The 13,639-nt window shown below is 27.8% G+C and carries 11 protein-coding genes; 10 read left to right on the top strand and 1 reads right to left on the bottom strand.

Annotation, left to right across the window (positions count from 1 at the left end):
- Positions 1-7: 7 nt before the first annotated feature.
- From LQE93_RS02090 to LQE93_RS02060, 7 genes are all read left to right on the top strand, one after another.
- A complete protein-coding gene (locus LQE93_RS02090) occupies positions 8-826 on the top strand; it encodes a MetQ/NlpA family ABC transporter substrate-binding protein (protein WP_055268334.1) in 819 nt (272 codons plus the stop codon).
- A 132-nt stretch (positions 827-958) separates the two neighbouring features.
- A complete protein-coding gene (locus LQE93_RS02085) occupies positions 959-1,648 on the top strand; it encodes an N-acetylmuramoyl-L-alanine amidase (protein WP_055268336.1) in 690 nt (229 codons plus the stop codon).
- 206 nt (positions 1,649-1,854) lie between these two features.
- Positions 1,855-2,814 carry a YkvA family protein gene (locus LQE93_RS02080; protein ID WP_055268338.1) on the top strand — a complete coding sequence of 320 codons (960 nt, stop codon included), beginning with the start codon at positions 1,855-1,857 and terminating at the stop codon, positions 2,812-2,814.
- Positions 2,815-2,834: 20 nt separating this feature from the next.
- Positions 2,835-3,455, top strand: coding sequence for a ribonuclease H1 domain-containing protein (locus LQE93_RS02075; RefSeq protein ID WP_070205707.1), 621 nt, complete (start codon positions 2,835-2,837; stop codon positions 3,453-3,455).
- Between the two features lie 74 nt (positions 3,456-3,529).
- Positions 3,530-3,694 carry a YtxH domain-containing protein gene (locus tag LQE93_RS02070; protein ID WP_148315783.1) on the top strand — a complete coding sequence of 55 codons (165 nt, stop codon included), beginning with the start codon at positions 3,530-3,532 and terminating at the stop codon, positions 3,692-3,694.
- A 154-nt stretch (positions 3,695-3,848) separates the two neighbouring features.
- Positions 3,849-5,150, top strand: a complete 1,302-nt coding sequence (locus tag LQE93_RS02065; protein WP_055268342.1) for a helix-turn-helix domain-containing protein — start codon at positions 3,849-3,851, stop codon at positions 5,148-5,150.
- 16 nt (positions 5,151-5,166) lie between these two features.
- Positions 5,167-6,426 carry a helix-turn-helix domain-containing protein gene (locus LQE93_RS02060; protein ID WP_231071779.1) on the top strand — a complete coding sequence of 420 codons (1,260 nt, stop codon included), beginning with the start codon at positions 5,167-5,169 and terminating at the stop codon, positions 6,424-6,426.
- Positions 6,427-6,741: 315 nt separating this feature from the next.
- Here the strand turns inward: LQE93_RS02060 and LQE93_RS02055 are convergent, their stop codons facing one another.
- Positions 6,742-8,802: a helix-turn-helix domain-containing protein gene (locus tag LQE93_RS02055; RefSeq protein WP_055267249.1), complete on the bottom strand. Its 2,061-nt coding sequence runs from the start codon at positions 8,800-8,802 to the stop codon at positions 6,742-6,744.
- Between the two features lie 240 nt (positions 8,803-9,042).
- Here LQE93_RS02055 and clpB point away from each other — a divergent pair, with 240 nt between their 5' ends.
- The 3 genes from clpB (at position 9,043) to LQE93_RS02040 (ending at position 13,373) form a co-directional block, all read left to right on the top strand.
- On the top strand, positions 9,043-11,643 hold the full coding sequence (gene clpB, locus LQE93_RS02050; protein ID WP_231071777.1) for an ATP-dependent chaperone ClpB: 2,601 nt from the start codon (positions 9,043-9,045) through the stop codon (positions 11,641-11,643).
- Between the two features lie 214 nt (positions 11,644-11,857).
- Positions 11,858-12,730: a YitT family protein gene (locus LQE93_RS02045; protein WP_186839224.1), complete on the top strand. Its 873-nt coding sequence runs from the start codon at positions 11,858-11,860 to the stop codon at positions 12,728-12,730.
- Between the two features lie 250 nt (positions 12,731-12,980).
- Positions 12,981-13,373 (top strand): YmaF family protein, encoded by a 393-nt coding sequence (locus LQE93_RS02040; protein WP_186839225.1) that lies wholly within the window; start codon positions 12,981-12,983, stop codon positions 13,371-13,373.
- The last annotated feature ends 266 nt before the right edge of the window (positions 13,374-13,639 follow it).

Genomic DNA, 13,639 nt, shown 5'->3' with positions numbered 1-13,639 from the left:
AACAAATATGAAAAGAAAATCAATTTTATCATTAGTATTAACAGGAGTATTAGCTATATCACTTATAGGATGTGGAGGAAGCAATTCATCATCAAGTGATGATAAAACTATAAGAATTGGAGTATCACCAGTTCCGCATAAGGAGATTGTTGAACAAGCTGTAGAAGAATTAGAAGATAAAGGGTATACAGTAGAAATAGTTGAATTTGATGATTATGTATTGCCAAATACAGCAGTGGAAGAAGGAGAATTAGATGCGAATTATTTCCAACATATTGCATATTTAAATACGTTTAATGAAGAAAATGGAACACATCTTACGTATACAGCTGAGATTCATTTAGAACCAATGGGGGCATTTTCTAATAAGTATAAGTCTGTAGATGAAATTGAAGATGGAGCAACAGTAGCAGTTCCAGATGATTCTAGTAATGAAACAAGAGCTTTAAGAGTTTTAGAGGCTGCAGGACTTATAGAACTTGCGGAAGGTGATATATTAAAGGTTACTGATATAGTTTCTAATCCAAAGAACCTACAATTTAATGAGTTAACTGCAGCAAGTTTACCAAGAGTATTAGAAGAGGTAGATATAGCTGTAATAAATGGTAACTATGCTTTAGAAGCTGGATTAGATGTGAATGAAAATGCATTTTATTCAGAGGATAAAGATAAAGATTCATTAAAGGAAAGAAGAAACGTATTAGCTGTTAAAGAAGGTACTGAGAATAGTCAAAAAATAAAAGATTTAACAGAAGCGCTTACCTCTGATAAAGTTAGAGATTTTATAAATGAAAAATATAAAGGGGCAGTTGTTCCAGTATTTTAATAATTAAAAATGATAAATGGCAAATGGCAAATGATCACTTGCCATTTTAAATTTGCTATTAATTTAATCACAAAGGTGTTTATGAGTTAATATATTAAATATATAGCATTGTTTCAAAGGAGACAGAAAAACATGGCTGTCTGGATTTTAGATGCAGGTCATGGTGGAAATGACACAGGTATTGTTGGAAGAGCGCTTGGTATAAAAGAATCAGATATAGTATTAGAAGCGGTATTAGAAGCTAAAAAACATTTAGAGAGAAATGGTGAAAATGTTGTATTAACTAGGGATGATGATACTTATTTATCCTTAGAAGAACGTATAAACATTGCTGAAAAAAGTGGTGGAAAGTTTTTTGTAAGCTTTCATATGAATTCTGATATAGATAGTAGTATAAAAGGAGTACAAGTATTTTATACTAAAGATAATTATGATAGTAAGAGGCTTGCAAAACTTATAAGTGAGGAAATACTATGTGACTTGGGGACAAATGAAAAAGGGGTATTAAAAGATGAGAGCGAAAAATATGATAAATTTTCTGGTATTGCAGTGATAGTTTATGGTGAGTACTTAAGTAATAATGATGTAGAGAAAGAGTTTGATGGTAAAAGGTTTGGACGTATGATTGCAAAAGCATGTTTAGCTATGGTTGATAAGGTGTTATTACTTACTCCAATTACTGAACCTAAGGAAACTCAACAAAGGGCTTGGAGAGTATGCATTGGATATTATAGAGATTATAATGAAGCTATAGATGTAATGGTAGATATGCATAAAAAGGGGTTTAAACGAGCTCATGTAGTTCCTTACAATGGAAAATAATTTTTGTTAAAGAACTATGAGAGAATATTAAAAGTTAATATTATTATAAAAACCTTTAGAATATGTTTTTTATTCTAAAGGTTTTTCTTTATATGAAAAATAGAAAGACAAGCTTTTAAAATATAATTAAATGAAGTATACTTTTAAGTAAGATTCTAAATTGATAATTAAAAAATAGGTTGAACTTAGGGGAGTGGGCTAAAATTATGAATATAACAAATATAGCTGTAGGATTAACAGGAGGAGATCTTTTAAGTATATTAGATGATTTTGTATCTATAGAGGGGTTAACTATATACAGTATAGATATGTCAGATTGTATACTTATAAGAGGAAACTTTAAAAAAGGAATATCTATTGATTTTGAATGTGGATTAAGAGTTAAATCGATTGAGAATGATATGATTCAAGGGGAGATATGCAAGTTTAGAGTATTAAATATAGGAATAGCATCATTTCTTAGAAAAATAGCATTAAAATTTGCGTTAAAATCTTTTGCTGATAAAGGTATATATTATAAGGATGGAAAAGTAAACATTCAATATAAGTATATATTGAAGGATGTTCCATATATAGATTTTAATATAAATGATTTAAGATTGTTAGATAATAAATTAGTAGTTGGAGTTAATAATGTTTCTATTTCTTTAGGTGGAGAACTTAAAAAAGAGGTTAAATTATTTAAGGAAGAACAAAATGAAGAAGAAGTTAGAGAAGCAGAGGAAAGAGGAAAGACAGAAGATTTATATACAGTAGGAAGAGAAAAGGTATCTGAAAAGTTACCGGAAAGGGTAAAAAAATATTCAGATTATATTTTTGTTATACCTGATATAGCAGCTTTGTTAACAAGATTATTAAAGGATAATAGGGTATCAATAAAAACAAAGTTAATAATATCAGGATCTATAGCTTATATAGTTATACCGACTGATATTATACCAGATAAAATTCCATTTATAGGTAAAGTGGATGAGTTAGCTGTAGCATTTTTTGCGTTAAATAGAATTGTTAAAGATGTACCATTGCATATAATTTTAGAAAATTGGCAAGGTAAAAACGATATTATATTAGTAATAAAAAATATAATAGAGTATGTAACGAATTTTACAGCGGCACAAAATGTTGAGACTTTATATGAATTTATTGAAGAAGTTTTATCTGTTTAGAAGCGAAAGGAAGATTAAGTTTGAAATATTATGCAGTTTATAAAGGAAAATCAGGAGCACCTAAAATTTTTACTTCTTGGGATGAATGCAAAAAAGAAGTTATAGGATTTAAGGGAGCTATTTATAAAAGTTTTACTTCTGAAAAAGAAGCTATAGATTTTATTGCGTTAAATGCAGGAGTAAAATCATCCACATCAGAAAAAAAAGAAAAAGATAGTTCTATTGAAGGCCTATGTATATATGTAGATGGAAGCTTTATGATAGATAAAGGAAACTACTCTTTTGGTTTAGTAGCAGTAGAAAATGGAGAAGTAATACACAAAGATAATGGAAAAGGCTTTGATGATGAGGCAATTGCCCTTAGAAATGTTTCTGGAGAGGTTCTTGGAGCTCAAAAAGCCGTAGAGTTTGCATTAGATAAAGGGTATAAAGAAGTGACTATAGCGTATGATTATCAAGGTGTTGAGTCTTGGGCAATAGGTGCATGGAAAAGAAATAATAGAATAACTCAAAATTATAATAAGTTTATGCAAGAAAAGATGAAACTTATAAATATTAAATTTAAAAAAATAAAAGGTCATTCAGGAGATAAGTATAATGATATGGCTGATATGCTTGCTAAAGAAGCTTTAGATAAATAAATTTTAATATGTTTAGAATTATAAAAAATACACATACTAAATCTAGTAAAGCTTATTAAAAGAGGTGTATTTATATGTTTAAGAGTTTAGCAACAGGAATAGTTATTGGAGCAGCAGCTGCTATGGTTGTATTACCACAACTTGATAGAAAGACTCAAAGAGCTGTAAGAAGAACAGGAAAGAAAATGTGTTGTATGGCAGGCGATGCTTATGACAATATTCTGAATTATATAAAATAATATAGAAAACTGTTATGATTTTTCATAACAGTTTTCTTGTAATTGGAATAAAATATATACTTTTTTGAAATAAATTATGATATAATTAAAAATAATAAATGGATTTTTAGAAAAAATAATAATAAATTGTAGATAGAAGAGGAAGAGCAGAAATATGGAGATTCTTTCATTAGGTGAGAAGATAAAGAGGAAAAGAAAAGAATTAAATATGACACTAAAAGATTTGGCGGCAGACAGAATTACTCCTGGTCAAATAAGTTTGGTAGAGTCTGGAAGATCAAATCCATCTATGGATTTATTGGAGTATTTAGCAGAGAATCTTCAAACTACAGTAGAATATCTTATGGAATCAGAAGAGAGCCAGGCTGAGAAAATTTGTGTCTTTTATGAGAAAACTGCTGAATCATATGTTTTAAGTGGAGATTTCATAAGTGCAGAAAAATATATAGAAAATGCATTATATTATGCTGAAAAATTTGGATTAGAATATAGGAAAGCAAGAAATTTATATATTAGAGCTGATATAGCCATGAAAAATGGAGAATTAGCTTTAGCACAACAAATATATCTTTCAGCAAATGTTATATTCATAAAACAGAATAAGTATGAAGAAGTTACTAGGACATTTCTTAATTTAGGAAAAATTACTTTAAAGTTAAAAGCATATCATTCAGCAACGAGTTACTTAAGACAAGCTGAAAAAGTATATTTGGATAATAAAATAGGAGACGACTTATTGTTAGGTGAAATATATTATCAAATGGCAGAAGGATATTTTAAGATTGATAATATTACAAAGGCTATGAATTATTCTTTCTTAGCAAAAGAAAAGTTTGAGCAAGTGTATGATGAAGAGAAATATGCAAAAACACTTCTAGGTATTTCTGAAAAATATAGCGAAAATGGTGATTTGAGTAATGCTATAAAATATTCTGAGAAGGCATTAGAAGTATATAAAGATCTTAATAAAGGAAGTCATATAGCTTATATTGAAAATAATCTTGGAAGATTATTTTATGAGTTTGAAAATTTTGAAGAATCATTCAAGCATTTAGAAATAGCTAAAGATTTAAGAAGCAGAAAAAAAGACCAAAGCGTTGTTGAGACTTTATTTAATATATGTGAAAACTATATTAAGCTTAAGGATATTGAAAAATGTGAAACTACATTAAAAGAAATTAATCATGTGATAGATGAGAATTTTGTTGAAAATGTAATAGAATATAATCTTTTATGGTATAGAGTATATACAATAAAAGAAATGTATAAAGAAGCAGAAAATATACTTATTGATACATTTAATTTAGCTAAAGCAAATGAATTATCAAAGAAGGCAGCGCAAGTAGCTATTATGATAGGAAAATTTTATATTGACTGGAAGCAAGATAGTGAGGCGGCTAAATACTTAGATCAAGGTGTAAGTATATTAAAAGAACTAGGCGTTTTAACTAACTAATTTACTGGGGGTAGCAATGGAAATATTATCAACAGGAGACAAAATAAGAAGAGCAAGAGTATACGAAGGGATAACTTTAAAAGAGTTATGTGAAGATAAAATATCAATTTCGAAAATGAGTTGTATAGAAAATGGGAAAATTAAACCAGATGAAGAAACATTAAAATACATTGCAACGAAGTTGAAAGTAAATTATGATTACTTAGTTCAAGATATAAGAGGACAAATAGAAGAAAATATTAGGTTAATTGATAAGGGAAACTTACCGCGAGAAGAATTATTTAAGCTAATCGAATATATTCTTAATTATTCAATTAACTGTGAGTATTATGATTTAGCCTTTATAATTATTCATAAGTTATTTTCTATATATGAAGATAGTGATAATATTGAAAATATGCAACTTATAATAGCGAAATATTATGATATTTATCAAAAAAATGAAATTAAAGAAAATACTCTAATTTATTATAAAGACATGGCAACATTTTTTATGAAAATAAAGGAGTATTATGAGGCTATAAATTATTATGACAAAATATTAAAAATATTAGAAGAAAGTAATTTCAATGATAAAGATTTGTTCGTACGTTCATCTTTTAATAAAGGAATATGTTATATGGAGCTTGGAGAAATAGAAAAGTCCTATTCAATAGTTGAAAAAATTATTTCCGATATAGACTGTATAAAAGAAATCCAAATAAAAGGGTATATTTATCACATATTTGCTTGCCTTAGTATATTAGCGAATAAAGTTAATGCAGATAATTATATTCAAATGTCTTATGAATGCTTAAAAGATGATAAAAAATCACTAGCAAAGATTAAAGATAGAATAGGAAGATTTTTTTATCAGATTGGAGATGATGAAAAAGGAAAAGAAGAGACGCTAGCTGCAAAAAATATGGCATGTGGGTATGATACAATAGAATTCATAGACGTTTTAATAGATTGTATTGAAACTTTCTATATATACAAGGAATTTGAATTAGCAGATGAAATGATAGATAAGGTACTAAATCTTTCTATTTGTTCTGAAAATACCGCTTTAATTGAAAGGGCATATTATTTTAAAGGTATGCTTCTGCAAAAGCAGGGTCAATATAGGCAAGCGGAAACATATATGAATATTTCTACAGATTATTTTTTGAAATCTGCTAGTGTTGAAGATACATATAAAAGATATAATGAAATGGCAGAGCTATATTATAATCTAGGTGAGCAAAGAGAAGCTATAAAATATTTTACTTTAGCAATGAATTTAGATAAAAATTAATATAAAATAAGGGCTATTCAATTGAATAGCCCTTTTTATTTCAAAAAATATTAATCAATAACTTTAATGAAAAAGGTTATATATTTGAATCCATAAAGACCATTTACTTTTAGACTCGCTTAATAATATTGAATTAAAGAATAAACCTCTCATACAAAACATCCTTTCAAACATCTTTATATTTATAGTATATAGGAAGGGATAAAAATATAATATTCACATCAATGTTTAAGTTAAATGTACAATGAGGTTATTCTTACTTAATGGTTATATATAGAAAAGACAAAAATAACATAAAAATAAAGTTTTAATGTGTTATTTTATATTTTTTAATAATATAAGTTTAGCACCGTACCCCTTTAATTCTGTAATTATATTTAAAACTAAACTCTTTTTACTATATTTGAATTCAATTTTAGGATATGAAGCTTTATATAAAATCTCTTTTTCTTCTTTGTTTAGCCTATCTGGAGATCCCATAGATAACCAATAATTATAAGATGAACCTATTTTTTCGTTTATCTCATAGGTTGTAATTCTTGTATCGTTTTTTAAGTTTACTATGTTAAGAGAAAATTTCTTTTCAAATGATTTTTTTAAGCCCTTGCTTGAGTAAATATCCTCATAATTAGCTAAATCATCAACATCATTTCCGTGAGAATATAAAAGTATCGCGTATTCATCGTCATTCTTAGTTACAATATAACCATCATCAAATGATACAATCTCCTTGCCTAATTTGCTTAATAAGTAATATGCATAGTAAGATGGTTTTTTTATGGCCATATCATTAATAAGTCCTGGTGCACCAATAAATACCTCATTAGTTATATTCATAGCTTTTTCAAGAACATCAAAAGCTCTTAAAAAATCTAGGGATTTCTCTTTAATAACTGTATTATGAATAATATAAGGTAACATATATGCAGTATCATAAATAGGGTTTAAAGAGTTAACTGAAAAAAATGTTTCTTCTAAAATCTCAATATCAAAATTATCATTTATAAATGATTTCAAACTATCTTTAATTTCGCAGGATAAATCAGATGCAAATTGGAAACAAAAATCAGTTATATTAAAATAATCAATTTGAGAAAAATAATCAATAAAGCTTGTAAGTATATTTTGATATTTTTCTAGTGAATACTCTGTTGAATCTAAAAGTATTAGAGGTTTAAGCGAGATATCTGTTAAAAATTCTAATACTGCTTTAGCCTTATTCCAATTGTAAAATTCTGAATCTATGAATACGCCCATATCATTATGGAACATTTTTTCAAGTCTACCATAATCGAAATGTATTTCATCTTGTATTTCCTCTAAAATATCTTTATTATCTTCTATTAATAAATCAAAAGCTTCACCTATATTAATTATATGACCAAAGTCTGGATTAAAAGTTTTTAGAGTTTCATCCATATCAATATGAATATTCCATAGTTTGTTTTCAAAGTTATATCTATTATACTTCTCTAAAGTATGAGATAAAAATTCTAAAGATTCCTCTAATGGTAAAGGATAAAGAACCTTTTCAAGTTCAAATTCTTTTTCAGTAAGAGAGAATTTCTTTCTATATTGAAGAGGAGTGCAATTATAATATTCTTTGAAATTTTTATTGTAATATCGTACATGTGAGAATCCTACTTCATCAGAAATTTCTGAAATACTTATATCACTATCTAACAAAAGTTTTATGGACTCTTCAACACGAGTTTGATTAATTAAATCTGTAAAGCTAGACCCGGTTGCATACTTTATTTCATGAGAAAGATAGTGAGGACTTAAAAATTCTTTTTTTGCTATATCTTTTAATGTTATGTTGTTATTATAATTATTAAAAATATATTTTGAAATTCTATGATATCTATCAAGCTGTTCTGTTTTCTCTTTAAGCTCTTCTTTTTCAGTAGTTAGATAGTGAAAGTTATTTATTAAATGATATAGTAAATGAATTAAAATATCTTCAATTTCTTCATCATAATCTTCAAGTTTTTGAACGTACTCACATAGTAGTTTAGCTAAAAATGCTTTAAGATCATCATATTCTTCACCTACTTGAGTGGAGTTAGAGGTAGTATAGAAAAATACATTTTTAATATCTTTATAATATTTCTCAAAAAAACTTGGATCTATATTAAAGATTAAAATTTTATTGTCTTCTTTACTATAAAATTTATGTGCTTCATCTACGTTTATAATTTCTACTTCCTTTTCATTAAGAGTAAAGGAGTCAGAATCAATAGTTATATCTATGGAACCTTTTATCACATATACGATTTCGATAGAATTATGCCAATGTATTGGATAATTTCTAATATTAAAATATGATATTTTAATTGGTAAATCTAATGGATAATTTATAAATTCCCTTCTCAAATTCTCACCTCAGATTCTTATAAGTTTACGCCTATAATATTTATTATACCAATAAGTAGGTATAAAAACAAAAGGATAAGGAATATTAATGAAATAGTTGCAAAATTATATATTAATCAATATTAAGCTTTTATTTGGTAAATAATAAAATGAAAAAAATAATAAATTTACTTTGACTTTCTTTGACTTTTGTATTATTATTTTATTAAAGATAAAAACATTAAATGAGGTGAATAGAGTATGAACGTTGAAAAAATGACATTAAGAGTACAACAAGCATTAAATGATGCTAATTTAACAGCTGTTAAGCACAATCATCAACAAATTGAAATAATTCATCTGTTTTCTGCTCTAGTAGAACAAGAAGACGGATTAATACCAAACATCTTTACAAAGATGGGAATAAATATAAAAATGATGAAGTATGATATAGATCAGGCTTTAAACAATATGCCTAAAGTAACAGGTGAAGGGGCTAATAATTCATCAGTTTATATAACAAGACAACTAGAGGAAGTTTTGGTAAAAGCAGATTCAATAGCTAAAGATTTCAAGGATTCTTATATAAGTGTAGAACATTTAATGTTAGCTATTATGGACGTAGATAAAAATGGACCAACAAAGAAAATATTAGATAAATATAATGTAAACAAAGATAGTTTTATGAAGGTTCTATCGGGAGTAAGAGGAAGTCAAAGAGTAGATACACAAGATCCCGAGGGTACTTATGATGCATTAGCAAAGTATGGTACAAATTTGGTAGAACTTGCAAGAAAACATAAACTAGATCCTGTGATAGGAAGAGATGAAGAAATAAGAAGGGCAGTTAGAATACTTTCTAGAAGAACTAAGAATAATCCTGTATTAATTGGAGAACCTGGTGTAGGTAAAACTGCTATAGTTGAAGGGTTGGCTAATAGAATAGTAAATGGAGATGTACCTGATGGATTAAAAGATAAGATTATTTTCTCATTGGATATGGGTGCATTGATAGCAGGAGCAAAATATAGAGGTGAATTCGAAGAAAGACTAAAAGCTGTTCTTAAAGAAGTTCAAAGTAGTGAAGGAAGAATAATTCTATTTATAGATGAAATTCATACTATAGTTGGAGCAGGAAAAACTGATGGCGCAATGGATGCAGGTAACTTAATTAAGCCTTTACTTGCAAGAGGAGAATTACACTGTATAGGGGCAACAACTTTTGATGAGTATAGACAATATATTGAAAAAGATAAAGCGCTTGAAAGAAGATTCCAACCTGTTATAGTTAATGAACCAACTGTTGAAGATGCTATATCAATTTTAAGAGGATTAAAAGAGAGATTTGAAATTCATCATGGTGTAAGAATTCAAGATTCAGCTATAGTTGCAGCAGCAAAACTTTCAGATAGATATATTTCTGATAGATATTTACCAGATAAAGCTATAGACTTAATTGATGAAGCAGGAGCAATGATAAGAACTGAAATTGATTCCTTACCTGCTGAATTAGATGAGGTTAGAAGAAAGCTTATACAACTAGAAATAGAAAAAGAAGCATTATCAAAAGAGAAAGATGAGGGGTCAAAGAAAAAACTTAATGCATTAGAAAAAGAGTATGCAGAGCTTAAAGCTAAAAATGATGAAATGACTGCTAAGTTCGAAAGAGAAAAAGGAGCTATTGAAAAGTTAAAAGACTTAAAGTCTAAACTTGATACTGCTAGAGGTGAACTTGAAGCAGCTCAAAGGGCTTATGATTATAACAAAGCAGCTCAAATACAATATAGTGAAATTCCTTCATTAGAAGAATCTATTAAGCAAATGGAAATAGAAGTTAAGGAAAATTATGAAGGAGCATTATTAAAAGAAGAAGTTACTGAAGAGGAAGTATCACAAATACTTTCTAAATGGACTGGAATTCCTGTAACTAATCTATTAGAAGGTGAAAGAGAAAAACTTCTAAGATTAGAAGATGAGATGAGCAAGAGAGTAATAGGGCAAGAAGAAGCTGTAACTTCTGTAACATCTGCTATTTTAAGAGCAAGGGCAGGACTTAAAGATGAAAATAGACCAATAGGTTCATTTATATTCTTAGGACCAACTGGGGTTGGTAAGACAGAACTTGCAAAAACATTAGCTAGAAACCTATTTGATTCTGAAGATAATATTATAAGAATTGATATGTCTGAATATATGGAAAAGCATACTGTATCTAGATTAGTCGGAGCGCCTCCAGGATATGTAGGATATGATGAAGGTGGTCAATTAACAGAGGCTGTTAGAAGAAAACCATATAGTGTTATTCTGTTTGATGAGATTGAAAAAGCTCATGAAGATGTATTTAATATATTCTTACAAATCTTAGATGATGGTAGATTAACAGACAATAAAGGTAAAACTGTAGATTTTAAAAATACTATAATTATAATGACATCTAATATAGGAAGTAACTATCTTCTAGAAAATACATCAGAAGATTATATAGAACCTTCTATAAGAGATTCTGTAATGAATGAAATGAAGATGAGATTTAAACCAGAATTCTTAAACAGAGTTGATGATATAATTATGTTTAAGCCTTTAAGTGAAACTGGTATAACTAAAATTATTGATATATTCTTAAAAGAAGTGTCTACAAGATTAAAGGATAGAAATATTACTTTAGAAATTACACCGGAAGCTAAACATGTTATGGCTACAGAAGGATATGATCCTGTTTATGGTGCAAGACCACTTAAGAGATATATTCAAAATACTCTTGAAAATAAACTTGCTAGAAAGATAATAGCTGGTGAAATAACTTATGGTTCTAATGTTATTATAGATGGCGAGAATGAAGAGATTGTAATAAGAACGAATTAGTATTATGTAGGGAGCTGATGAATAAATCAGCTCCTTATTTATTTGCGATGAAATATATTTATGAAAAAGAGGTTGTTATTATATTCTAGAATAAAATCATGACAATAAATTAAAATAGAAATATGCAAAATTAGTATACACTGTAGAAATACTATATGTTAAAATGATTTTTAGATTAAATCACTTGAGAGGAATTATTAAGTTGGGGGATGCGATGGTTAAGAATGAAAAAGTAGAAAATTTAAAAAAATATGGAACTATAGTAGCAGGGGCATTTCTTTTTTGTTTAGGAATAAATTTGTTTGTTGTACCTGTAGGACTATATAATGGAGGAGTAGTAGGAATATCTCAAATTATACGTACTTTAGTTAATGATTATTTGTCATTACCAGCAAATTTTGATATATCAGGTATTATAAATTTCCTTTTAAATATACCACTATTATTGTTAGCTTATAAAAGTATATCAAGAAAGTTTTTTACTGGAACGGTAGTTAGTATAGTATTTCAGACTATATTCTTTTCTATTATAGCTATTCCTAATGTACCTATAATAGATGATAGATTAGCAGCTTGCTTAATCGGCGGTATTATTACTGGGACAGGTATAGGTATAACTCTAAAAGCTGGTGGTTCTGGTGGTGGAATAGATATATTAGGCGTATACTTTGCTAAAAAATATTCTGATTTTAGTGTTGGAAAATTAGGAATTATTATTAATGCATTTATTTATGGAGGATGTGCAATATTATTTGAATTACCAATAGCTATATACTCTATTATTTATACAGCATTTTTTGGTTTAATAGTGGACAGGATACATTATCAAAATATTAATACAACAGCTACGATTTTTACTAAGAAGCAAAACATAGAAAAAAGTATTATGTCTGAAATGGGAAGAGGGGTTACTTGCTGGAAGGGATATGGTGCTTATACTGGAGAGGATACATTAGTATTAGTTACTGTAATATCTAAATATGAAATAAACCAATTAAAGAAAATAGTATATGATATTGATGATAAGGCATTCGTTATATTTAATGAAGGGATGAATGTTACAGGAAATTTTGAAAAGAGATTATAGAGAAGAGTGATTTGATTACTTGTATAAGGCATTGTTAAGCTTGAATGTTTAACAATGCCTTATTTATATGAAAATATTTAAGAATTATTATGAAACTTATTAATATTATTGCATATTATGTACTGTGAAGTAACAGATGATGTGAACTTTTATGAAGAAATTTACAAAAGATTATTTTGATTAGTTATGAAGTGGCTTTGAAAGAAGTGTGCATCATCAATTAAAAATATAAAATACGGAGGATAAATTTATGAGTAATTCATGTAATGAATATTATAGTGAAGAGTATAATGAAAATACCAATGATAATTGTAACGAAAATTATAATGATAAACACGTACACGAATTCACAGGAAGTGTAAAATTGGCAGAAACAGGAGATGATAGGCATAATCATCGTACTGCAGGAATTACAAGTGAGCCTATATATTGTGAAAATGGACGTCACTATCACTTAATAAAAGCACAAACTGATTCAGCTCCAGATGATCATCATCATCCTATAATTATTAGAACAGGATTAGATATAAAAATTAGAGGAACTAATAAACACGTTCATGCTATAAAAGGAGCAACTAGGGTTGTGGATCAACATTGTCATAATTTTGAGTTTGCTACTTTAACTGAAAGACCTTTGAAATAGTAAAATTGGGAGTTATATCCACGTTGTTTTAATTACTGGTGGAGGTAACTCCTTTGAGTAAAAAGTCTAATATAGAGTTACATCTATATTAGACTTTTTTATATTAGCAGTTCAGTTATAGTTTTATAAATAAAAAAATATAAAAAATGTTGACAAATGATGATAAAGATAATATACTAAATGACGTGGTCGAGAGGTGGACAAATTTACTACACTTAATCACGATGAGGTTAGTATGTTAAGTAGATTGCTTAATTAGAATCTTA

It is taken from the genome of Clostridium sp. NSJ-145, from assembly GCF_021044725.1.
In the GTDB taxonomy this organism is placed as follows: Bacteria; Bacillota; Clostridia; order Clostridiales; family Clostridiaceae; genus Clostridium; species Clostridium disporicum_B.
Note: the sequence above shows the minus strand (reverse complement) of the source record. Positions and strands in the feature narration are given on the sequence as shown.

Excerpts from the sequence above, each read along its gene's own strand:
- LQE93_RS02040 (WP_186839225.1), top strand. The coding sequence starts at position 12,981 with ATGAGTAATTCATGTAATGAATATTATAGTGAAGAGTATAATGAAAAT.
- LQE93_RS02085 (WP_055268336.1), top strand. The coding sequence starts at position 959 with ATGGCTGTCTGGATTTTAGATGCAGGTCATGGTGGAAATGACACAGGT.
- LQE93_RS02070 (WP_148315783.1), top strand. The coding sequence starts at position 3,530 with ATGTTTAAGAGTTTAGCAACAGGAATAGTTATTGGAGCAGCAGCTGCT.
- clpB (WP_231071777.1), top strand. The coding sequence starts at position 9,043 with ATGAACGTTGAAAAAATGACATTAAGAGTACAACAAGCATTAAATGAT.
- LQE93_RS02090 (WP_055268334.1), top strand. The coding sequence starts at position 8 with ATGAAAAGAAAATCAATTTTATCATTAGTATTAACAGGAGTATTAGCT.
- LQE93_RS02045 (WP_186839224.1), top strand. The coding sequence starts at position 11,858 with ATGGTTAAGAATGAAAAAGTAGAAAATTTAAAAAAATATGGAACTATA.
- LQE93_RS02060 (WP_231071779.1), top strand. The coding sequence starts at position 5,167 with ATGGAAATATTATCAACAGGAGACAAAATAAGAAGAGCAAGAGTATAC.
- LQE93_RS02080 (WP_055268338.1), top strand. The coding sequence starts at position 1,855 with ATGAATATAACAAATATAGCTGTAGGATTAACAGGAGGAGATCTTTTA.
- LQE93_RS02065 (WP_055268342.1), top strand. The coding sequence starts at position 3,849 with ATGGAGATTCTTTCATTAGGTGAGAAGATAAAGAGGAAAAGAAAAGAA.